General features: G+C 67.5%; 14 protein-coding genes. 9 read left to right on the plus strand and 5 right to left on the minus strand.

Annotated elements, in window-relative coordinates; genetic code table 11:
* Window positions 1-12 precede the first annotated feature (12 nt).
* Window positions 13-924, minus strand: a complete 912-nt coding sequence (locus tag EF387_RS26110; RefSeq protein WP_128379031.1) for an AfsR/SARP family transcriptional regulator — start codon at window positions 922-924, stop codon at window positions 13-15.
* Window positions 921-1,958 carry a CPBP family intramembrane glutamic endopeptidase gene (locus tag EF387_RS26115; RefSeq protein WP_238431697.1) on the minus strand — a complete coding sequence of 346 codons (1,038 nt, stop codon included), beginning with the start codon at window positions 1,956-1,958 and terminating at the stop codon, window positions 921-923. The genes EF387_RS26110 and EF387_RS26115 overlap by 4 nt, the downstream gene beginning before the upstream one ends.
* Before the next feature lie 210 nt (window positions 1,959-2,168).
* Here EF387_RS26115 and EF387_RS26120 point away from each other — a divergent pair, with 210 nt between their 5' ends.
* The 5 genes from EF387_RS26120 (at window position 2,169) to EF387_RS26140 (ending at window position 8,898) form a co-directional block, all read left to right on the plus strand.
* Window positions 2,169-4,511 (plus strand): histidine kinase, encoded by a 2,343-nt coding sequence (locus EF387_RS26120; protein WP_128379033.1) that lies wholly within the window; start codon window positions 2,169-2,171, stop codon window positions 4,509-4,511.
* Window positions 4,496-5,167, plus strand: coding sequence for a response regulator (locus EF387_RS26125; protein ID WP_128379034.1), 672 nt, complete (start codon window positions 4,496-4,498; stop codon window positions 5,165-5,167). The genes EF387_RS26120 and EF387_RS26125 overlap by 16 nt, the downstream gene beginning before the upstream one ends.
* Before the next feature lie 200 nt (window positions 5,168-5,367).
* Complete coding sequence (locus tag EF387_RS26130) at window positions 5,368-6,774, plus strand: MFS transporter (protein WP_128379035.1); 1,407 nt, start codon at window positions 5,368-5,370, stop codon at window positions 6,772-6,774.
* A gap of 275 nt (window positions 6,775-7,049) precedes the next feature.
* Window positions 7,050-8,402, plus strand: a complete 1,353-nt coding sequence (locus EF387_RS26135) for a carotenoid oxygenase family protein (protein WP_128379036.1) — start codon at window positions 7,050-7,052, stop codon at window positions 8,400-8,402.
* Window positions 8,403-8,454: 52 nt separating this feature from the next.
* The gene (locus EF387_RS26140; protein WP_128379037.1) at window positions 8,455-8,898 is read left to right on the plus strand and encodes an SRPBCC family protein; all 444 of its coding nucleotides are present in this window, start codon (window positions 8,455-8,457) and stop codon (window positions 8,896-8,898) included.
* A gap of 204 nt (window positions 8,899-9,102) precedes the next feature.
* Here the strand turns inward: EF387_RS26140 and EF387_RS26145 are convergent, their stop codons facing one another.
* Window positions 9,103-10,422, minus strand: a complete 1,320-nt coding sequence (locus EF387_RS26145) for an AAA family ATPase (RefSeq protein WP_128379038.1) — start codon at window positions 10,420-10,422, stop codon at window positions 9,103-9,105.
* A 247-nt stretch (window positions 10,423-10,669) separates the two neighbouring features.
* Between EF387_RS26145 and EF387_RS26150 the strand changes: the two genes are divergently transcribed.
* On the plus strand, window positions 10,670-12,751 hold the full coding sequence (locus EF387_RS26150) for an ATP-binding protein (protein WP_162467215.1): 2,082 nt from the start codon (window positions 10,670-10,672) through the stop codon (window positions 12,749-12,751).
* 124 nt (window positions 12,752-12,875) lie between these two features.
* Here EF387_RS26150 and EF387_RS26155 read toward each other — a convergent pair whose 3' ends face one another.
* Window positions 12,876-13,418, minus strand: a complete 543-nt coding sequence (locus EF387_RS26155) for an RICIN domain-containing protein (RefSeq protein ID WP_128379040.1) — start codon at window positions 13,416-13,418, stop codon at window positions 12,876-12,878.
* Window positions 13,419-14,007: 589 nt separating this feature from the next.
* Here EF387_RS26155 and EF387_RS26160 point away from each other — a divergent pair.
* Both EF387_RS26160 and EF387_RS26165 read left to right on the plus strand, forming a co-directional pair.
* The gene (locus EF387_RS26160; protein ID WP_128379041.1) at window positions 14,008-16,818 is read left to right on the plus strand and encodes an alpha/beta hydrolase family protein; all 2,811 of its coding nucleotides are present in this window, start codon (window positions 14,008-14,010) and stop codon (window positions 16,816-16,818) included.
* A 1,357-nt stretch (window positions 16,819-18,175) separates the two neighbouring features.
* Window positions 18,176-18,625, plus strand: a complete 450-nt coding sequence (locus tag EF387_RS26165; RefSeq protein ID WP_338058129.1) for a GNAT family N-acetyltransferase — start codon at window positions 18,176-18,178, stop codon at window positions 18,623-18,625.
* A 71-nt stretch (window positions 18,626-18,696) separates the two neighbouring features.
* Here EF387_RS26165 and EF387_RS26170 read toward each other — a convergent pair whose 3' ends face one another.
* Window positions 18,697-19,533 carry a thioesterase family protein gene (locus EF387_RS26170; protein WP_128379043.1) on the minus strand — a complete coding sequence of 279 codons (837 nt, stop codon included), beginning with the start codon at window positions 19,531-19,533 and terminating at the stop codon, window positions 18,697-18,699.
* Window positions 19,534-19,859: 326 nt separating this feature from the next.
* Here EF387_RS26170 and EF387_RS26175 point away from each other — a divergent pair, with 326 nt between their 5' ends.
* Complete coding sequence (locus EF387_RS26175) at window positions 19,860-21,491, plus strand: long-chain fatty acid--CoA ligase (protein ID WP_128379044.1); 1,632 nt, start codon at window positions 19,860-19,862, stop codon at window positions 21,489-21,491.
* Window positions 21,492-21,576: the final 85 nt, after the last annotated feature.

Here is a 21,576-nt window from a genome sequence, read left to right on the forward strand (position 1 = left end):
TCGCTCTCCCGCTCAGATCGTTACGCGCCTGGAGGAAGGCGGCATCGAGGGTGGCGGCGTGGTGCTGACACGCGGCTTCACGGCGGGACAGTTGCGGCTGCGGATCGCCAGCTGAAGCGCCCGTAGCGCAGGGCCCGGCTGAAGCCCGAGTTCCATCATCAGTAGTCGGCTCACCCGCTCGTAGGCCTGTATCGCTTCCGCGGGTCGACCCACCAGGCGCAAGGCGTGAATGAGCATCTCCCACGCTGTCTCCCGCAGGGGTTGGTCGGCGGTCAGGTCTTGGGCGGCTGTCACCGCGGCGGTGTGGATTCCGGCCCGCAACAGGGCCGCAATGTGAAGCTCCCGGGCGGCTGACCGCAGTTCCTCCAGTCTCGCGATCTCGCCTGCGGCGAAGGGGTGGTCGGCGGCATCCGTCAGGGCCGGACCGCGCCAGTAGCCGAGTGCTGTGGTGACGGTCTCTCGGGCTTCGGATATCCGGCCCTGGTCCAACAGCTCCTGTGTCCGGTACGTGCTGCGCTCGAACTGCACAGCGTCCACGGCTTGTTCAGGAATGAGAAGAACGTATCCGTGCGGCCCGCTTGTCAGCGGCTGATGGGGCGCGCATGTCGCCCCCTGCGGCTGGAGCAGTCGGCGCAGGCGGCTGATATGGGCGTGGACGGCGGAGGTTGCTCCCCGCGGTGGGTTGCCTGCCCACAGGTCATTGCAGAGCGTATCCATGCTGACCGGGCGGCCGTACGCGACGATCAGGCGCGTGAGCAGTACGCGGCGCTGAGGCGGCCCCAGTTCGAGAGGGGTGCGATCGCTGCTGACCGCGACTGGGCCCAGAACGGAAAACCGCAGGTCAGCGTGGCCCATAAGATCCGTGGACGCCCTTGTGCTCGCCCGATCGGCCAGGTGGAGGGTGCAGACGGTGTGCGTCCTCATGGCCGCGTGCCCTTCGTCGCGGACCAGGCTGTCTGCGGGTGCGCCTCGGCTACGACCGGAGCTGCCGGTTCGCCGGCGCTGCCCGCGTGCTGTTGTCCTTCCGCTGTCTGGGGCGCACAGGCGATTTCGTAGGGGTGCGGAGACTTGTCAGCAGGTCGAGTGGAGGGGGAGGAAAACGCTCCATTGTGCCGGCGGCGCCGGGCAAGCCACAGCACTGCCGCGGCGTAGACGACGGTCATCGTGGTGTCGAGGGCCGCCAGCTGCCACGGCAGGTCGGCCGCCGTCTCGTCGGAGTCCAACCCGCCGACGACGGCCGCGCCCACCGCGAACGACGTGAGGTTGTTCAACGCGTGCAGCGCTATCGCAGCCTCGAGTCCGCCAGTACGCACGGTCAGCCATCCGGCGACCCCTCCGTATACGGCGAGGTCAATGAAGCCCGCAGTGGTGCCCCAGCCATGAGCGGCGGCGAAGAGCACCGCCTGTGGCAGCACAGCGATCCAGGGTGAACGGAAGAATGCCCCTACCACCTGCAGCAGCCAGCCACGGAACACATACTCTTCGGCGGCTGCCTGTAGGGGCACCAGTACCACCAGCATCCCGAGGATCGGCAGGTAGCGGTGGAGACCGATCCAGACGTCATCGCCGGCCCCGGACGCCCCGGCGCCGGGCAGGAACAGCATGCCTGCCATGGCCAGCGCCACCACGGGTACGGCCACCAGCACGCACAGCGCCAACCAGCGCTTGCGCAGTCGCCCCTCCACCGAGGAGACCGTGCCGGCAGGTCGTCTTCCGGCCCAACGCACCGTCAGCAGGACGACTGGTATCGCGACGGCGAGATAAGCAAGATCCTGAGCAACGCCGACGACGGGGCCGAAGTCGATACTGCCGTCACGGTTTTCGGGGTATCCCTTGGCCTGGCCGAAACCGTAGGCGAAGGCGTCCGCCACGATGAACAGCAGGAGCCAGCCCCCGATCAGCATGACGGTGCCGACAAGAGACCGCCACCAGCGGTGGCGGCCGGTGGCGTGGGCCAACCGATGGTAGAGGTGAGAGCCGTCCGCAGCGGAGACACCGGGCGGCGGGGAGGGAGCAGGCGCTGAGAAGGTCATGACTCAAGGTTCTGGGCGGCTGTCCGCGATCGCGTCCCGCTGCGGCATGAACGGGACGTCTATCTCTGGGTGGAGAGTGTCTCCTGCCCCGGGCAGATCCCCCGTGCGAACTGTGGATCTACGCTCGTGTCCACCATGGACACCATACGAAATTGGCTCTTGCCGTTGACCTTGGCCGTCGGTCAGATGACGCTGCTATGGGCCGGCACCGACCTCACCGGCGGACCGTTGTCCGGCACCGAGACCGCTCTCCTTGTACTGGCGGCCACCGCCGTGGAATGCACAGCGCTGGGGTGGCGACGCCGCAGGCCGCTGCGCGCGCTGGCAGGAACTCTCGCGGCCTCGCTGCTGGGCAAGCTCACGGTCCAAGGCGATTACCCCGACATCGGCATCCTGGTCGCGCTCTTCTCCGTAGCGGTGCGGTGCCGCAGCAGGGTCACCGCGTGGGCCACGGGCGCGGTCGTCCTCCATCAAGAGCTGCTGATGGTGACGCAAGACGGCATGAGTTCCGGGATCGTCACGGACCTGGCAGTCACGGCTCTCATAGTCAGCGCCTGTGCTGGTGCCGGCGAGGCATGGCGACAGTGGACAACTGGCCGTTGGGCGGCGGTGCGGCGGCTGGCCCAGGCCGAGGACGGCGGGAGGCGAGCTGCCGACTCCGAGCGGCACAGGTTGGGCCGCGAACTGCACGACATCAGTGCCCACCACCTCACTTCGGTCGTCGTCACGGTGGAAGCGGCCCGCAGACTAGGTGAGAGCAGGCCCGAACTGGCCGACGAGGCGCTCTCCTTCGCCGAGCGCACAGGACGTGAAACCCGCACCGCCCTGCAGCGGTTGGTGGAGATCATGCGCACCATGGACGAGCCGGATCCGCAGTTGATGTCGGGGCGCATCGAGGAGCTTGTCGCCGGGTTCGGCCTGCTGGGACGTCCGATCCAGCTCGAACTTCCCCCCGATGTGGCCGGGCCTGCGGCCGAAGCGGTTTTCGGCATTACGCGGGAGGCTCTGACCAACGCCCTGCGCTATGCGCCGGGCGCCGCAGTGCGCGTCCAGGTACGGCGGGACGACGGTGTGCTCGAGGTGACGATCGACAACGCGGCTCCCCGCAACGTCGGGCGCGCAGACGGCAGCGGTCTCGGCTCCGGACGTGGGATCGCGGGGATGCGGGAGCGCGCGGCCGCTGTCGGCGGGGAACTGTCGGCGGGGCCGAGTAAGGACGGTGGATGGCGGGTGTGGGCCCGCCTGCCCGACTCCGCCGGTCCGCGCCGACAAGTGTCTGCCCGACGGAGCCGTTTCCTGCGGAGTGCGTGGTTGACCAGTTCCTGGCTCGTAGCCGCTGTCGCTTTGCTGCCCGTGATGTTCGTGCTTTTTGCCGCGCAGGAGGGTCTCGACGTGGCTGGGCCGGGCGGCCCAGCCGTGCTGGTGGTGCTGGTCGCTGTGCATGCGCTTCCCTTGCTGTGGCGGCGCCACCGGCCCTGGGCCGCCCTGATAGGAGTGGCCGCCACCGCATGGCTGTGGCCCCTGGCGCGTGTCTCGGGCTTATTGCCCTCGCCGATGGTCTATTGCCTGATGGGTGGCGCGGTTGCCGAGGCCGTGGCGGTGTACGCGGTGGCCGCCTACGGGGCGGGTGCCCGGCGAACCTGGCCGGCACCGACCGTCGCAGGTACGTCCCTCGCGGCCGTGGTGGCGATGACGGCGGTGGCCGACGGCACGCTGTGGGGTGTTGAGGTGTCGCCGTTCGATGCCGTCCTGCTGCTGTGCGCGTTGGCGGTGCCCGCGTGGATCTTCCTGACCTGTGTGTGGGGGGTGGGTGCCGGGGTGCGCGCCCGTCGCCTTCGCGTCCTGGCCCGCGAGGATACGGCCGTGACGGACTCGGTGCGGCGTGCGGCGGTTCTTGCGGAGTCCGAGAGACGTCGGGTCGCCGACGGCCTGCGGGAGGCCGTTCTGGAGCACACGGAACGGGTTGTGGCCAGTGCGGCGAACCGGCGGCTGGATGAGGTGGCCTGTGAGGCGCGTGCGGCGCTGGAAGCCATGCGGGAACTGCTGCACCGGCTGAGTGACGAGGGCGAGACGGAGTGGAAGCACGCGCCGCAGCCGACCCTCTCCGAACTTGAAGGGCTGTGCAGGACGCTACGGAACGGCGGTAGGAGAGTGACGCTCAAGTCCCTGCCCGAGCCGGCCGGGGAACTGCCGATGTCCGTGGCCTTGGCGGCATATCGCGTAGTGGAGGCCGCGCTCGGTGCGGGCGACCGAGAGGCGGCCAGGGTTGTGCTGCGCCGTCGGCGCGACGAGTTGCTCATCGTGGTGAGCGGGGTCCGGCTGGCGGTCGCCGGCCCGGTTTCGGAGCGTCTTCGGGTGCAGACAGATGCGGCGGGCGGACGCATCTCCTTCGACCGGGCCGGTACGGTGCGGGTGTCGTTGCCGGCCGAACTCGCGCCGGCCCCTGTTGAGGAGGCGTCCCCATCTCCATACGAGTGATGGTCGTTGATGACCAGGCGGTGGTTCGCGCGGGCTTCGCCGCGATCGTCGACGCCGAACCCGACCTGTCAGTGGTCGGAGAGGCAGCCGACGGCGCGATGGCGGTGGAGCTCGCGAAGCAGGAGGCGCCGGATGTGGTGCTGATGGACATCCGGATGCCCGGCATGGACGGGCTGACGGCAGCGCGGCTGGTCACCGCGTTGGACAGCAGACCGCGCGTGCTGGTGCTCACCACGTTCGACCTGGATGCCTACGTCTATGAAGCGCTGCGCGCCGGGGCGTCGGGGTTTCTGCTCAAAGACGCCCAGCCCGAAGACGTACTGAGCGCCATTCGTGTGGTGGCATCCGGAGACGGCATTCTGGCCCCGGCCGTGACCCGCCGTCTGATCGCGGCGTTCGCTCAAGGCGCCCCGCTGCCTCCCACGGTTACCGGTGCTCTTGAGCGGCTGACCGCCCGTGAGCGGGAAGTGCTGGTACTCATCGCATCCGGTCTGACGAATGCCGAGATCGGGCTTGAACTCGGGGTGACGACCGGGACCGTCAAGTCGCATGTGAACGCGCTACTGACGAAACTCGCGCTGCGTGATCGAGTCCAGGCAACGATCCTCGCCTATGAAACGGGCTTGATCCGTCCTCGAGCGGCCGGCGCGGGGTAGGTACGGCCACCCCCGGGCGGGGTGAGCACCAGTGAGCAGGAGTGAGCACAGGACCGGCCTGGGCCTCGGCCCGAACAGCGGACAGCATGGGGCGTGCCGACGGAAACGACGGCGCGGGGGAGAACACCGCCGGGTGGTACGCACCCGGTCGCTCCACCGGGTGTGCCCCGGTCCCAGCAGAAGCCTGAAAGGTCGCTGTCATGCGAGTCCACACACTTTCGCGGTACTCGGGCAGCCGTGGTGTCACGCTCGCTCTGCTGACCGCCGCGCAGTTCCTCGTCGTACTCAACACCTCCATCGTGAACGTGGCGCTGCCCGCCATCGGCCGGGATCTGGGCCTTTCGCAGACCGGGCTGACGTGGATCGTCAACGCCTATCTCATAGCCTTCGGCGCACTGCTGCCGGTGGGCGGACGGCTGGCCGACCTGTTCGGCAACCGCACCACTTTCGTCGCCGGGCTGGTGTTGTTCGCCGGTGGGTCACTTGCGGCAAGTGTTCCGTCCGGAGCCGGGCTGCTCATCGCTGCGCGTGCTGTGCAGGGCGTCGGCGCCGCCGTGGCGTCACCGGCGGCCCTGGCCATCTTGCTGTCCCGGTTCCCGCCGGGGCCGGACCGCGGCAGGGCGCTCGGCATCTGGGGGGCTGCCTCAGCGGCGGGGGGAGCGGCAGGAGTACTCCTCAGCGGTCTCCTCACGAGCGCCCTGGGGTGGTGGTCGATCTTCGCGGTGAGCGTGGCCGTCGGCGTTCCCGTGTTGCTGTCCGTGCCGGTCCTGATCCCCTGCGACACCGGCGGCCGCGGCGCCCGGCTCGATGTGCCGGGCGCGCTCGCCGTCACCGCCGGTCTCACGCTCTTGGTGTACGGCCTCGGCTCACGTGACGGGTCCGGTGCGGAAAGGCTCCTCGTCCCGGCGGCAGGGATTCTCCTGCTGCTCGCACTCGTACCGCTCGAACGCCGCGCGACGGATCCGCTGATCCCGCCCGTCCTGCTCGGCAACCGGTCCGTGGTGGCGGGCAACCTCCTCATGCTGCTGCTCGGCATGGTGTGGGTCGGCACCTTCTTCTTCCTGCCCCTATACCAGCAGAAAGTCCTGGATTACTCGCCACTGACCGCCGGCCTCACCCAACTTCCCCTCGCCGGCGCGCTGATGGCGGCTTCCGCGGCGGCAGGACGGCTGCGGTCGACACTCCTACCCGGTCTCGTGGTGTTGGCCGCCGGGCTGCTCTGGCTGGCACGGCTGCCCCTCGACGGCACGTTCCTCGCGGACCTGTTGGGCCCGAGCATCCTGATCGGCCTGGGTCTGGGCCTGGCCTTTGTACCGCTGACCGCCCTTGGGGTGAGTGGCGTCGACTCCCGGCACGCAGGAGTCGCGGGCGGGCTCATCAACACCACGCGGCAAGTGGGCGGGGCGCTGGGCCTTGCCATCCTCACCTCGCTCGCTTCAATGTCCGTCGTCCGAAAAGGGGTTGGCCCGGCTGCCCTGGCGCACGGATACCGGCGCGCTCTCATAGGGGCAGCCGTGATTGCCCTTCTGGCGGCCATCGGCGCCGGCGTCCATGCGCGCCGCGGCTCCCGCCGTACGTCACGGCCGACGGTGAGCACCACTCACTAAAAGCTCCGAACAAAAGGGGAGCCCGGCTCGCGGCGTCTGGCACGCACTCCCCCAAGTTCTCGGCTTCGCTCGAGCAGGGGGGACCCCCATGCCGCGTTGCCGAAAGCCCCTAGTAGCTCCTCCCCCCCACTATCGGCTCCGCTCGAGCAGGGGGGACCCCCATGACGCCGCGAGCTGATCGGACTCCCCTTTCGTTCGGAGCTCTAAGTCGGGGGGCGACTGTGAGCACGACTCAGTAACCCCCCGGTCGGCGCACCAACTCCACCTCAACAGAAATGGCAGTCATGAAGCCCTACCTGACGGGTCACTACACCCCGCACGTCGATGAAGTCACCGCCCACAACCTCCTCGTGGAAGGACATCTGCCTCTCGAACTGTCCGGTCGACTGATACGCAACGGCCACAATCCCAAGCCGGGTATCACCCCCACCCACTGGTTCAAGGGCAGCGGCATGGTGCACGGCATCCGGCTGCGGGACGGACGCGCCGAGTGGTACCGCAACCGCTGGGTCAGGACGCCGGCGCTGGAGGGCGCGCCGTACATGACGGAGAAGGGTCCCGATCTGACAGCCAGCACCGCGGGCACCCACATCATCGAGCACGCCGGCCGGCTGCTGGCGCTGTGTGAGTCCAACCTTCCCTTCGAACTGACGCCTGAGCTGGAGACGGTCGGCGCCTACGACTTCGACGGCAAGCTCACCAACGTCATGACGGCACACCCCAAGCAGGACCCGGTCTCCGGCGAACTGCACTTCTTCAGCTCCTCGCCGTTCCCGCCGTACCTGACCTACCACGTCTCCTCGGACAAGGGAGAGCTGATCCGCAGCGAAGAGGTGCCGGGCGCCAGTGCCTCACTCAAGCACGACTTCGCCCTCACCGAGCGGTACGTGATCTTCGTCGAGGGAACGGTGACCTTCGACCACACCGAAGCCTCGGGGATTCCCTACGCCTGGAAGGACGAGCAGCCCGCCCGGATCGGCGTGATGCCGCGAGGGAAGGGCGGAGCCGCGGCGGTCAGGTGGTTCGACATCGAACCGGGGTCCATGCTGCACGCGGCGAACGCCTATGAGGACGACCGAGGCAGGATCGTGCTGGAGGGGCCGACGGTCGACCGGGACGGTTTCCACACCTCTTGGAACTGGTGGGTCGGTTCCCCGGAGAGAGGCGCTGTCCCCAACTCCCGCTCCTTCAACAGGCAGTGGGTGATCGACCTGGTTTCGGGCACGGTGCGCGAGCGGATCATCGACGACCTGGTCGTGGAGTTCCCCACCATCAACGACGACCGGGTCGGCCGGGAACACCGCTACCAGTACGCGATCTCCTTCCCCGACGACCGTGGCATCGGCAACTTCGGCATCGTCAAGTACGACCGAACCACCGGAACCCGACACGTCAGGCATGTCGGCGATGGGCAATTGCCCAGCGAGGCGGTCTTCGTGCCCGCCGAAGGCAGCGACGGGGAGGACGAGGGGTATCTGCTGACGGTCCTCAGCGACCTGCACGCCGACGCCTCCCAGCTGCTGGTGCTGGACGCCACCGACCTTCGCGCCGACCCCGTCGCCACCGTTCACCTGCCCCGCAGGGTCGTGGCCGGCATCCACGGGTCCTGGATCGCCGACCGAACCTGACCGGACCCCGACACCCACGCCCACGCATACTCAAACGCATCAAGGAGACACCATGAAGGACATCGACCGTACTGCCCCCGTCATCGTCGAGCTCCAGACAACCATCAACGCCGACCCTGAAACTCTCTGGCACCTGCACACTGCCGTCAACGAATGGCCCACCTGGAACCCCGGGATCGACAAGGCACTGCTGCGCGGTGACTTCGCCGAGGGCAGCGTCTTCGACTGGGAGACGGCAGGCCTGAGCATCAGTTCCACCGTCATGGAAGTGCAGCCGCAGCGCCGCACCGTCTGGGGCGGCCCTGCCCACGGCATCGAGGGGGTCCACGTCTGGACGTTCGAGCCGACCCCGGAGGGAACCGTCGTCACGACCCAGGAATCCTGGGCCGGCGCTCCGGTCGACGCCGACCCGGAGGGTATGCGCGCTGCCCTCGAAGGCTCGCTCCTGGCATGGCTCGATGCGCTGAAGGAAGCCGCCGAACGCAGTCGTGGCTGAGCCACTCACCCCCACTTCCTTCCAGGTCCGGTTCGCCGTTGGGGGGTGAACCGGACCCGGGGATGCCCCCGCAGCAAGACGGTGACGTGACTTGTCACCAGGCCGGCTGTGCGGGCGGCGGCTTCGGAGCAGGTTCCGGCACTTCGCCGCTGATTCAGCAGAGCAGCGTGTGCGTGTGCTCAGGAATGGTGGGAGAAAAAGTTCTCAACCGGAGGACCAGCGTGCAGGCGGGTGTAAGCGCCCTGTTCGCGGCGGCAGTGGCCCTCTCGCCGTCCCAGGCATCGGCTGCCAGATCCGTGCAGTTCTCGTCTCATAAGGCGGTTCGGTCCGCAGCCGGTGGTCTGCCGGGGTGGCGGGATGAGTGAACGCAGGCCGTACTCGGACCATCTCCACCACCGCCGACCAGTCCTGAGGACGATAAGGCGCCTCGTACACCTCTCCGTTGCCCCGCCACGAGTGGTAGGCCATCTTGAACGGCCCATGGTGCATCAGGTAATTCGCCGCGCGTGCGGCCATCAGCACCGAAGGGCCTGAGGCGCGCCGGACTTGCTCGATGGCGTATTCGCGTACCCTGCGGTGCATCTTCTGGTAGCCGGTGAAGTCCCGCCAGCGAAGATCCGAGTCGAGCGCCTCACGCACCACGTCGTGCGGGAAGACGCCGCCGGGCCCGGACTCGACGAACGGCAGACCGCGCAGCCAGTCGAAGAGTTCCCCGGCATGCTCGTCGCCGAACACACTCTGCAACAGGTCCTCGGTGGTTGTCATGGCGTGGGCGCACACTTCCAGAGCATGCCGATGCAAGGGGGAGGGGGTGCTGCCGACAAGGTGTCGCAGCAGCGTCTCGACGATGTTCGGAGTCGGTGTCCAGTCCATCGACGACGACATGCGCCGGGACACGACGGCGGCCGTAAGGCTCAAGGCCAGTGGATAGCGGCCTGCGAAGGAAGTCACCGATTCGTAGAGCCCCGGCGGCACTCCGCGCGCTCGGATCAGGGCGAGCGCGTCATCGTGCGCCAGGTCGCCCAGGGGCAGGACGTGCAGGGTCTCGTCCCATGCGGGGTCTATGTACCAGTCCGTGGAGGGCGCCTCCCTGCCCGCCACGACCACGGTGGTGTCGTGGGGAAGCGTAGGCAGGAAGCGTTCACGCAGCCCTTCCTCCAGCCCCTGGCACCGTTCGAAGGTGTCGATCAGCAGGACGGACCCTTCGGGCACCGTCCCGACCGCTGCCTGGAACGACTCCGGCGAGGGGTCGGTTGTCCGGCCGTCGACCTCGATGACGTGCCGCCCCCTGTCCACGGCCTCGTCGGCCAGGCGCCGGAGCAGGGTGCTCTTACCGACGCCGCCCGGGCCGTGGATGTACAGCACCGCAGCGTGGCCTCCATCCCCGATGGCAGCGCGGAAGAGCGCCAGTTCCTCCTGCCGACCGACGAACACCCGCTTCCTCCTGTGGGCGAGATGGCTGCCGAAGCTCCGTCGGCGTTCGTCGCCGACAGACTCGGCATATGTGGCGAACGTATCGCTCATGATTCCCCCTGAACCCTGTCCTCCCCTGCGGGACTGCTCAGCCCAGAACAACGGTGAAACCGGCAATACGGTTCGAGTGCACCCGCAAGGTGCGGTGCATGTGTCCGTTGGTCATCTGCGAGTGAATGGGTCTCCGGCCGGATGGATGTGGGTTTTTCAGGGCATGCACGCGCATGACCGTGCTCCTCGAAGAAGCGCACTGCTCACGGTGTCATCATGGGCAGGCACATCTTCTGGGGAGGTAAGAGTGACGGACGGCACGGCAAACTCTCTGGCGGCACGGCTTGTGGCGGCGGAGGAGAGAGCGTTTGTCGGCCGTGAGGCCGAGCTCGAGCGTTTCGCCGCGATGCTTCGGCAGGAGGCCGACTCGCCGGCTGTTCTCTATGTGCACGGGATAGGCGGCGTGGGGAAGACGACGCTTTTGCAGCGACTGGCGACCAAGGCGCGAGAGGCCGGACGGGCGGTGGTGCGGATCGAGGGAAGGCGCGTTGACCCCTCACCGAGAGGCTTCGAGCAAGCGGCCTCCGGAGCGCTCAGCGACGCCAAGAGCGTTCTGCTGGTCGATTCGTTTGAATACTGCCAGGGCCTTGAAGGCTGGCTGCGGGAGCAGTTTCTGCCCGGCCTGCCCGAGACGGTGCCGGTCGTGGTGGCAGGCCGTCAGCCGCCGAGCTCCCAATGGATATGCGACATCGCATGGTCCGACGCACTGGCAGTCCTGGAGATGTGTCCCCTGGATGAGGAGCACGCACAGGCTCTTCTCACGCGGCACGGGATCCCTTCGGCGCTCCGTAAGAAAATCATGGCCTTCGCCGGCGGCCACCCCTTGGCTCTGCGTATTGCCGCATCGCTGATGTCGGCCGACGGTGATACGCAGGCGGACTGGGAGCCAACTCCCCACATCATCAGCGCACTTCTCGCCGATCTGGTCGGTTCTCTGCCCACGCAGCAACACCGCACCGCTCTGGAAACCGCGGCGCATGCCCTGACGCTGAACAGAAACCTGTTGGCTGCGGTCATGGGCGAAGCGAGCGCCGGTCCCATGTTCGACTGGTTGTGCGGACTGCCCTTCACCGAGCTCGGGCCCCAGGGGGTGTCCGTTCACGATCTCGTGGCCCAGATCCTGGACCGCGACATGCGATGGCGTGATCCCGAAGGTTATCTCCTCATGCATCACAGGGCGGGACGCTACCTCCTGGACCGAACGCGGGCGACGCGCGAGGCCGAGTCCATACAGGCCGTGCGGGAGCTGACGTATCTGAAGCGTCATGGCCCTATGCAGGCGTATTTCGAAAGTACCCAGCAGGAAGGCGATGTCTGGGAGGAACGCCTCCACGCCGATGATCACGACATCGTCGTCAAAATGATCGCTCAGGTCGAAGACGAAGAGTCCGTCCGCATCGGACGCTACTGGCTCGAACGGCAGCCGGAAGCCTTTTGGCTCTACAGAGATACCCGAACCGGCGCCCCCAAAGGTTTTATGGCGTGGCTGCGTCTGACGCGGCGCGAGGAGAGCGATCTGATGGACCCGGTCGTTGCAGCGGCCTGGGAGCATGCCGAGAGCCATGGCCCCCTGCGCACCGGGCAGCACCTGCGCATAGGGCGCTTCTTCGTCGGCGAGAGTTCCTATGGCGGTATCTCGTCCGTGGAACACCTTATGCAGTTGCACGTGGTCAAAGACTGGCTGCGGGCGGTAGGTATGGCGTGGACCTTCATCACCACGGCCCATGCCGACCTGTGGCGAAATCTGATGCATTTCAACAGCCATCGGCAGGTCAGCAAGACGGTTTTGGACAGCGGGCGCGTTTGGACGACTTTTGGTTACGACTGGCGCACCGAATCACTGGGGTCATGGTTCGACCGGACATGGTCACTGCTTCCCCCGGCCGAGCCCGAGAGCGTGGGACACGGGAGAGAACCTGCGCTGGAGAAAGGCGCCTTCGCGGAAGCGATACGCGCCGCTCTGCGTGATCTGCATCGCTCCGAACTGCTGCAGGAGAACCCCCTGGTCACCACTCTGCTCATGTCTGACAGAGCCCACCACACCGGCACGCCCGCTCAGCAGCTGCGCCACGTGCTGCTGGAGACGGTGGAAAGCCTTCGGCGGGATGCTCGTCAGGCCAAGGCGTACCAGGCCCTCAGGGCTACCTACACGGTTCAACACCGGACTCAGGAGGCTGCGGCGGCTCTCCTCGGCATTCCGTTCAGCACCTATCGACGGCACTTGGCGCAGGGAATCGATCGCGTGGTGGAGTTGCTCTGGCAGCGGGAGGTGACGCTGTCAGGAGAGAGCTCGTCACTCTCCCAGGAAGCAGCACGCAACGCCGAGTGACGTTGTCGGCCCCGGCCCACGCCCTTGACTTGGACGAGGGCCTCTGCGCTGCCGGTCGGACGGTGACTCGCGGTGGTTCCGCCGACGGTGACGAGGGATCGCTGAGCGGGAAAGACGCCTCCGCTCAGCCCACGACCTTCCTGATCCACCGCTGGCCGATATCTTCCTTCCAGCAGTTGGACGCGTACGTCGCACCGGTCTCGTTGGCGTCGAGGCACATGTTGTCCTCCGGCCATCTGATCATCGCCAAGCCTCCCCCGAGCTCGACGTGGTTGATAATGGGGGGATAGCGCTCACCGGTGTCCGGATGCCTGCACGGCGCCAGCTGGATCCAAAAACCCTTGCTGAGCCGGGTTTTCGTCAGGCAGCCGCCAGACTCTTCGTGCACCCAGAGCTTGAGGCTGCTGTCCCACCACCACCGCTGGCCGGCGCTGTTCGAGCACGGCTCCGTCTCGGCCACGGAGTTCAGGCACTGATTGGTCTGTTGATTGATGAGCTGGTAGATCGGTCCGCTGGAAGCCGCGTTCCGGATGGATTCCGACTGCCGGGTTTCCGCCTGAGCCACTGTGGGCGTGGCGAGGGCGGTCAGGGCAAGCGCGGAGGCGCTTGCGGGAGCGACCAGCCGTCGCAGCCATCTCGTAAGGCCTCCGGGCTCTGACTGATGCATCTTGTTTGCTCCTCTTCCACGGGAACGTCGGATACGCATCGAGACGCCCCGGCCACGGGAGTGAGGCGAGAGGATCCGGGCTCGTCGGAACCCACACCGGTGTGTCGCTCGATGACGGTTCTCGGTCGCTCACCATCGGGCCATGGGCTACCGGCGCCCGGTTCGTGCCGGGGGCGCGTTGATCAGGTCCAAGATGGCACAGGCGACTGCTCACAACCCCGCCCGAAATACTGATCACCTATGTCCGCAACTGCTTGGTTGCGGCTATGCGTTTGACGTGCTCGCCCCTCCCCGCGGCACCGAGGATGCGGCACTCGCCACCGATCCACCCCCTGGCGGCAAGGCTGCCGTCGGAACACGGCGGCTGACGGCCGGGGGAAGCCGGCGGCGGTTCGCTTCGGCCGGGGCAGCCATCCGGCACGCGTCCGCACATGCGCGGCGACCGCACTTCGTATCGACGGCGCTCACGCCACGCACCTCGCCCCCAACCTTCTTCCGGGTCCGGTTCACCGTTGCGGGTGAACCGGACCCGGGATGTGCCCGTAGCAAAGGCGATCTAGCAGGGGCAGGAGTAGGAGCAGGAGAGCGCGTGATCCTTATCCGGCGCACAATAGTCGCCGCTGCCGCGTTATTCGCGGTGTTTGCGGGGTTGCCAGGGCCGGCATACGCAGGCCAGGCTGCCGCACCAGTACCGTCCGCGCCGTCGGACGGCGCCGAGGGTGGCCCCGGCGGTCAGCTTCCGGCGGGTTGGCAGGTCACCGGCACAGGTGCCGAGCAGCAGTTGATCTGGCGCTCGACCGCACCGGTGCCCATGGTCGACGCCGCCGTTGAGTTCTACTCCGGAGACAGGCTCCTCGGTCGGCCGCTGGTCGCTGCGGACCAACGTACGTTCCGTCTCAGCCTGATCGGCGTGGAGCTCGGCCCGGTGACGGAGTTGCAGGTGCGTGCCGGCGGGCGCCGCCTCGACGCAGCAGGCACCGAGGCGGGCCCGCAACGGCGGCGTTCCACGAAGACGGTGAAGCCGTCGGCCCTGCTGCCGGCCAACCGCGTGGACCCCGGTGTCCCCGGCCCGTACCCGACGCGGACCGGCGAGTACGCGCTGGAATCGGTGAAGCTGCCCGACTTGCCGGAGCCGGTGGAGATGCGCGCCGTGGTGGTGGCACCGACCGGGGCTCCGGGCCGCCGGCCGCTGGCCCTGTTCCTGCACGGCCGCCACTCCGTCTGCTTCACTCCCGACGGTGATCAGCCCGGCAGCTGGCCCTGCCCGACCGGTTCGAAGCCGGTACCGAGCCACCGCGGCTATCTGCGCGCCCAGCAACTACTGGCGTCCCAGGGATATGTGACGGTGTCCATCGCCGCCAACGCAATCAACGCGCAGAGCAACCTGACGGAGGATTTCGGGGATCAGGCCCGCTCCTCCCTGGTGCGGCAGCACCTCGCCCGCTGGGCCGACTGGGCCGGCACTGGCCGGGCCACGGTTCCGGAGATCGTGCGGGACACGTCACGCGCCGACCTGTCCCGAGTGCTCCTGGTCGGACACTCACGGGGCGGCGAGGGCGTCAACCGGGCCGCACTGGACAGCCTCTTGCCGCCGCCCGCCGCCCAGGACGGCTATCGGGGACCGGTGCGCTGGAACATCCGCGGAACCGTCCTCATCGGCCCCACCGCCTCCGGGCAGAACCCGGCACCCGAGGTGCCGTCGATGACGATCCTGCCCGGCTGCGACGGCGATGTGTCCGATCTGCAGGGAGAGATCTACGTGGACGGCACCCGCGGTGTCAGCCGTGGTGCCGCCCTGCACAGCGCGGTCTACATGGTGGGCGCCAACCACAACTTCTTCAACAGTGAGTGGACGCCGGGTCAGGCCGAGGCGCCGGCCGTGGACGACTGGGAGGAGCGTGCGCCCGGGGCCGCCGACCCCGTGTGCTCACCGGGCACGGCGAGCCGACTGACCGCTGTCCAGCAGCAGACTGCCGGTGCCACGTACATCGCCGCCGCGGCCCGGCTGTTCGCCGCGGGCGACGACGGGATACGTCCGCTGCTGGACGGCTCGAACCTGCGGGCACCGTCCGCCGACCCTGCACGCGTGTTCACGCACGCCGTCGGAGCCGAGCGCACCCAGGCGTTCCTGCCGGACTCCTCGGTCACGGTGGACGGGCCCGGCGGCCGGCTGTGCGCACAGGTGGATCCCGACCCGGCCGCCGCCTGTCTGGACCCCGGGGAGCCAGGGCAGTCGCCGCACTTCGCCTACTGGGAGACCACGCCGGAGCCGGGCCGCCACGCCGTGGCTCTGGACTGGTCGACGCCGGGTTCCGCGGTACGGGTACGCAACGCGCAGCCGGTCTCCCTCGCTGGGGCCGAGGACCTGAGCCTGCGGGTCATCGTGCCGCCGAACACCACCGGAACGACGCTGGATGTGTCCCTCTCCGACACCTCGGGCCGGCGGGTGACCCTCGGCCGGATCAGCCTCGACGGACTGCCGGGGACCGAGCTGACCGCCTCGTACTGGGGGCGGGAGGTACGCGTCCCGCTGACCGCCGCGACCCGGGCCGGACTGGACCTGAAGCAGGTGAACACCCTGGAACTGACCCCCCGCAGCCGGTCCGGTCAGGCTTGGCTGATGGACGCCTGGGGCTGGCGCCCCGGCACGCCCGTCGTGCGGCCGGCCATGCTGCCGCGCGTCGACATCGGCCGGCTGACAGTCCAGGAAGGCGATTCCGGAGTGCGGGGCTATCGGGTGCCGGTGCGGGTCTCCGGGCAGGGCAGCGGTCAGGTCCGGCTCTTCGTCGCCGATCCCGTCGCGGACAAGGTCACGTCCCGGGTGGTGACGGTGCGGCCCGGCAGCAGCGACATCGATGTGCCGGTCGAGGTGGAGGGCAATACCCGCTTCGGGGTGAACAGATCACACAATGTGTTCGTGAAGGCGGTCCACAACGCCGCGGTCGGCTCCTTCCGCGGCGGCGTGACCGTGGAGGAAGACGACCCGGCGCCCGAGGTCACTGCGACTCCGGTCGCGGACCGGGTCACCGAGGGGCAGAGCCTGACCTGGCGGGTCACGCTGTCCGAGGTGGCCGACTTTGAGATGACGTCCGAGCTCGTCTTCCTGCCGGTCGGTGACGGAAGCGAACTGTCCACCACGGATGTCCCCCCGGACTGGTTCAAGGATAGGAGCCACGGCGACTCGCCGAGCCCGTCCCGACCGCTGTCCGAGGTGGCATGGCTCCCCGTGTACGCGCAGATCCCCGCGGGGGAGCTGACCGCCGAGGTGACCGTACCCACCGCCGTGGACGGGGTGAGCGAGCCGGACGAGACGGTGCGGCTCCAGCTGATCCCGTGGGGCGAGGACGGCGAGCCAACCGGGGGCCAAGTGCTCACCGGCACGGTGGTGGACGCCAGGTAAAAGCGCACGTCCCAAGTTCAAGGACGCGGGGGTGCCGGGAAATCCCGGCACCCCCGCGTCACGCGTCCGCCCTGATTGAGGGTGCTGTCCCCTCCCGATTGATGAGGCGGTAGACCAGCCCGCTGGAAGCCACGTTCCGAATGGGTTCCTACTGCCGGGTTTCCGCCTGAGCCGCTGTGGGCGCTGCGTGGGCGATCACGGCAAGCTCGGCGGCGCCTGCGGGAGCGACAAGTCGTCGCAGCCAACTCGTAAGATCGGGGCACTGACTGATGCACGTTGTTCTCTCCTGGCCTCGGTCGCTTGACATCGGGCCGGGGGCTGCCCGGCGCCCCGTTCTTGCCGGGAGCACGTTGATCGGGTCCAAGGTGGCGCAGGCGACTGCTCATAACCCCGCCTGACGTCCTGATCACCTATGTCCACAATGGCTCATCGGTGTCTTCAGGACAGATGCGACGCGGCAGGCGACGAGGCGCTTGATGTCACGCTTCCACGGCAGGCGGCGAAAGTTTCAGCACCTGTGGAGGTCGACGGGATGAGAGTCGGGGCCCAACGCGGGCAGCGTGCGCAGGGCAGCGCCATGATGAAGGCCGTCGTTCTTGACGATCCGCTCGGCGCTGGGCGGGGCGGGCCAGCAGACGAGGCGGTACTCCTCGGCATTCCCAACAGCGCACAGGTCGTACTGGAGTTCCTGCGCGGCTTCTCGGCCGCGGGCGCAGGCTCGCAGCCGGTACCAGCCGGTACCAGCCGGGCTCCGGCAGGGCGAGGCGTACGTCCGGATCCTCTTCATATTCCAACGTGGGGCTGGTGACGAAGAGGCTGACCTCGACCACGGCTTCCCAGTCCTCGAGGGCGTCCGCAGCGTGCCCGGGAGCGGACGAGAGAACCTCCAGAGTCATCCGCACATCGCCGTGCGTGCGGCCCGTCGCGATCCACACGGCATCCGGTACCGCGGCGACGAGCCCGTTGGAGATTGCTGTGAGCTGCGGCAGGTCCTCGGCCCAGACACTGTCCTTGAACCGGTGGCTCCGCAGGCAGACGGAGCCGTAGACGGCAAAGGTGTCGTAGTCGCACATGATGGTCACCCCTTCACTCCCAGGATCGCCAATTGCCGCTGCGGCCATCCGTTGTGGGCTATCGCTGTAACGAGTGAACCCCTTCTGCGGAATTCACGTAGTGCCTCATAACGGTGCGACCCACTCCCGGGACCGCTCTTGACCCGCGAAGCCGGGCAACTCGCACCCCAAAACCACCTCTGGCGCACGCGTTGCTGCCCAATCGAGCGAATCCGAGTCCCACCATGCCTGCTGAGTTTGTCGTTCGAAAAATCGGCCTGAGCGATCTGGAAGTTGCTCAGGCGATGTACAGGCGTTGTTCCGCGGAAACTCTATGGCGCCGCTTTCACAGTCCTGTTCGTGATCCTGACCCCTATGTGACGCGTCTGATGGATCATCCCAGCGCAACGACCTTCGGTGTTGAGGACGGAGGCGGCGACGCCTTCTTCGGCATGGGGCAGTTCATTGTCGACGGGTGTTCCGCGGAGGTGTCTCTGATAGTAGAAGATCGATGGCAGAATCAGGGAGTGGGAAGTCTTCTCTTGAGGCACATGCAGTCGGAGCTCTCCGGAGTTCCTGTCGAGAAGATCTATGGAGTATTTCAGCACAGCAACAGGGCAATCCCGGCCCTCCTGCGGCATTTGGAGCTACCGCTCACATTCACGTACGAAGGGGCCGGCGACGTCACGGTTGCGTGGAAGCGGGGTTGTCGACCCGTGGAGGTCGGTGCGACGGATCGAGCCGTGAAGCTGTGATGAGTGGCGCACGGCACCAGCAGCACCTGCCGTGCCGAGTCGTCCGTGCGCCCCTGTACCTCGAGGGGGGTTTACGAGTCCGGCCGCCCCAGGCGTGTGAGCTGGCGGGACTGTGCCACCAGGCGGCCGGCCGAATCCCACACTTCGGCGTCTTCCTCCATATACCCGTTGTCGACAAGGCGCGTCGAGTGCTTCAGCCTCAGCCAACCTCGGGCAGGTAGCCCTCTGATGTGCGTGGTGAGTTCCAGCGTCGGTGCCCAGCCGGTGATGCCCAGGTTCAGACTGACCGGTGGGAGGCAGTCGACGGCAAAGAGGAGCATCATCGGGTCCGGCTCACGACCATCCGGAAAGCGCAGCCAGCCCTCCATGGTTCCCTGCCCTGAAGGCGCCCCTACGGCCCACCCCACGCAATCAGGAGAAAGTCGCAGGTCCATGCGCTGAAGTAGCGGTAGTTCCTTGAGGAGTTCCGGCGGCGCCATATCGGTCGGCACACACTTCTCGGGCGGCGGCATGCTCGGGGGAGCCGAAAACACCCGTGAGGGATTGGTCGTGGTCTTGCCGGACAGATCCCCGAACGTGGCGACCACGCGCACACATTCTTGATCACCCTGCCTGATGGATGCCATGCCGCTCGAGACCGTGCGTCCGCGGCGGAGCGCCTCCGTGTGCACAGTCGCTGAGCCGGGCAGTGACCTGGACAGGAAGTGAGCGCTGACGGATATGGGGTCACGGTGGCCTGACGTTTCCCCAAGATCGTCCGCAAGGGCGCGGCCTGCCAAGGCCATCAGTAGACCACCATGAATACCTTCACCGATACTCCAGTCATCCCGCAGTTCGGCATGATGGACCGGTGATTCTTCGGCTCGAGTGAGCGAGATGGCGTGATCGAATTCTGCAGTGGAGGTCATGTGTTTCTCTTCTGCGTAGTCTGAAGGCAGGTGGAGATCAGTGCGGGGCGCCGCTTCGGGGGCCCTTCCGGTCTCTTGGGGAATGCTCAGGCATGGGGACCCGGCACCCGCCATTCGAGGACTACGAGGGACTGGGAAGTCTGGTTCACCGGGAGAGAATCCTGCCGCAGCCGCCGTCCTACGCTTCATCAAGCTCCGCTGAACCAGGCCGACATCCTCGTCGTAGCGCTAACGGGGAGCGCCGCCGACTTCGGGCGATTGCCATCCTCCCGTCCGCCTTCGGCGGGCGCCCGACCCATCCCAGCCTCACTCGAATTGGGGGACCAGTGCGCAGCACCATGCAGGACACAGGACTTCAGATCCGTCGCCTACTGGAGCACGGATCTCGTGTTCACGCGACCAGCACGATAGTGACGGCGGGGCCGGAGGGGCACTCGACAACCACGTACGCGGAGACCGGCCGTAACGCCGCCCGGCTGGCGGGTGCCCTGCGTGACTTGGGGGTGGGGGAGGGTGACCGTGTGGCCACCTTCATGTGGAACAACCAGCAGCACGTGGAGGCGTACTTCGCCGTCCCGGCGATGGGCGCGGTGATCCACCCGTTGAACATCCGGCTCTTTCCGGAACAGATCGTGTACACCGCGAACCACGCCGAGGACCAGATCGTCATCGTCGACCACTCGCTGCTGCCCGCCTTCCTGCCGCTGCTTCCCGCGCTCAAGTACGTGCGGCACGTCATCGTCAACGGGCTCGCCGATGTGTCCGGCCTGGGCGCCCCCGGAGTCGAGGTGCATGCGTACGAGGCACTGCTTCACGGCCAACCGGACAGCTATCCGTGGCCCGAGGTGGACGAACGGTCCGCGGCGGCCATGTGCTACACCTCCGGAACCACGGGTGATCCCAAAGGCGTTGTCTACAGCCACCGTTCGATCTACCTGCATTGCATGGCGGCTTCCCTGCCGGATGCCATCGCCCTGTCGCGCCATGACCTGGCTCTGGCTGTCGTGCCGCAGTTCCATGTACTGGCCTGGAGCCTGCCCTACGCCGCGTTCATGACCGGGACTTCGCTGGCCATGCCGGACCGCTTTCTCGCGCCGGAACCGCTGGCCGCGTTCATCGCCGCTGTCCGCCCGACCAAGGGCGTGGGCGTACCTACCGTATGGGGAAATCTGCTGCGGTATCTGGAAGCGCATCCGGAGATCGACATCTCCTCCATGGGGGAGATCATGGCCGGCGGATCGGCGCCGCCCGAGTCCATGATCCGTGCCTACGCCGAGCGGTACGGGATCACCCTGATGCAGGGCTGGGGCATGACCGAAACCTCGCCGCTCGGCAGTTTCGCCCGTTCGTCCGCCGCTGCCCGGACTCAGAAGTCGATCTCTCACCCGACCGGCCAGGGCCGCTTCTGCGCGGAGGTCGAGGCCAGGCTGATCGACGACCACGACCACGAACTACCCTGGGACGACAAGTCGGTGGGCGAACTCCAGGTCCGTGGCCCCTGGGTCACCGGCTCCTACTACGGTGAGGACACCGGGACGCAGGACGACAGGTTCAGCGACGGCTGGCTGAGGACTGGGGACGTAGGACGCATCTCCCCCGACGGCTGGCTCACACTGACCGACCGCATGAAGGACGTCATCAAGTCCGGAGGCGAGTGGATATCCTCGGTCGAGCTGGAGAACCATCTCGCCGACCACCCCGCCGTCCTGGAGGCCTGCGTCATCGGAGTGCCCGACGACAAGTGGGGCGAACGTCCCATGGCGTGTGTGGTCTTCGCGGACGGCCCAGTCGACGCCTCGGAACTGAAGAGCTTCCTGGAGAACCGGATCGCGCGCTGGCAGTTGCCCGAACGCTGGGCCTTCCTGCCGGCCATCGCCGTGACCTCGACCGGCAAGTACGACAAGAAGGCGCTCCGCGAGCAGTACGCACAGGGGGCCTTGCGGGTCGTCATGGCCTGAGCCGACCACCCGCGACGGGCAGGAAAACGCCGACGCCCCTGGGGACTTAGGGGTCCTGTCACTATGAGCGTCCGATCAGGTCGCG

Origin of the sequence: Streptomyces cavernae, from assembly GCF_004023625.1 — a bacterium.
In the GTDB taxonomy this organism is placed as follows: Bacteria; Actinomycetota; Actinomycetes; order Streptomycetales; family Streptomycetaceae; genus Streptomyces; species Streptomyces cavernae.

What these genes read in the sequence shown, in the direction of transcription:
- EF387_RS26110 (WP_128379031.1), bottom strand. Translation starts at nt 924, where the DNA reads ATGAGGACGCACACCGTCTGCACCCTCCACCTGGCCGATCGGGCGAGC.
- EF387_RS26120 (WP_128379033.1), top strand. Translation starts at nt 2,169, where the DNA reads ATGGACACCATACGAAATTGGCTCTTGCCGTTGACCTTGGCCGTCGGT.
- EF387_RS26130 (WP_128379035.1), top strand. Translation starts at nt 5,368, where the DNA reads ATGCGAGTCCACACACTTTCGCGGTACTCGGGCAGCCGTGGTGTCACG.
- EF387_RS26135 (WP_128379036.1), top strand. Translation starts at nt 7,050, where the DNA reads ATGGCAGTCATGAAGCCCTACCTGACGGGTCACTACACCCCGCACGTC.
- EF387_RS26140 (WP_128379037.1), top strand. Translation starts at nt 8,455, where the DNA reads ATGAAGGACATCGACCGTACTGCCCCCGTCATCGTCGAGCTCCAGACA.
- EF387_RS26145 (WP_128379038.1), bottom strand. Translation starts at nt 10,422, where the DNA reads ATGAGCGATACGTTCGCCACATATGCCGAGTCTGTCGGCGACGAACGC.
- EF387_RS26155 (WP_128379040.1), bottom strand. Translation starts at nt 13,418, where the DNA reads ATGCATCAGTCAGAGCCCGGAGGCCTTACGAGATGGCTGCGACGGCTG.
- EF387_RS26165 (WP_338058129.1), top strand. Translation starts at nt 18,176, where the DNA reads ATGTACAGGCGTTGTTCCGCGGAAACTCTATGGCGCCGCTTTCACAGT.
- EF387_RS26170 (WP_128379043.1), bottom strand. Translation starts at nt 19,533, where the DNA reads ATGACCTCCACTGCAGAATTCGATCACGCCATCTCGCTCACTCGAGCC.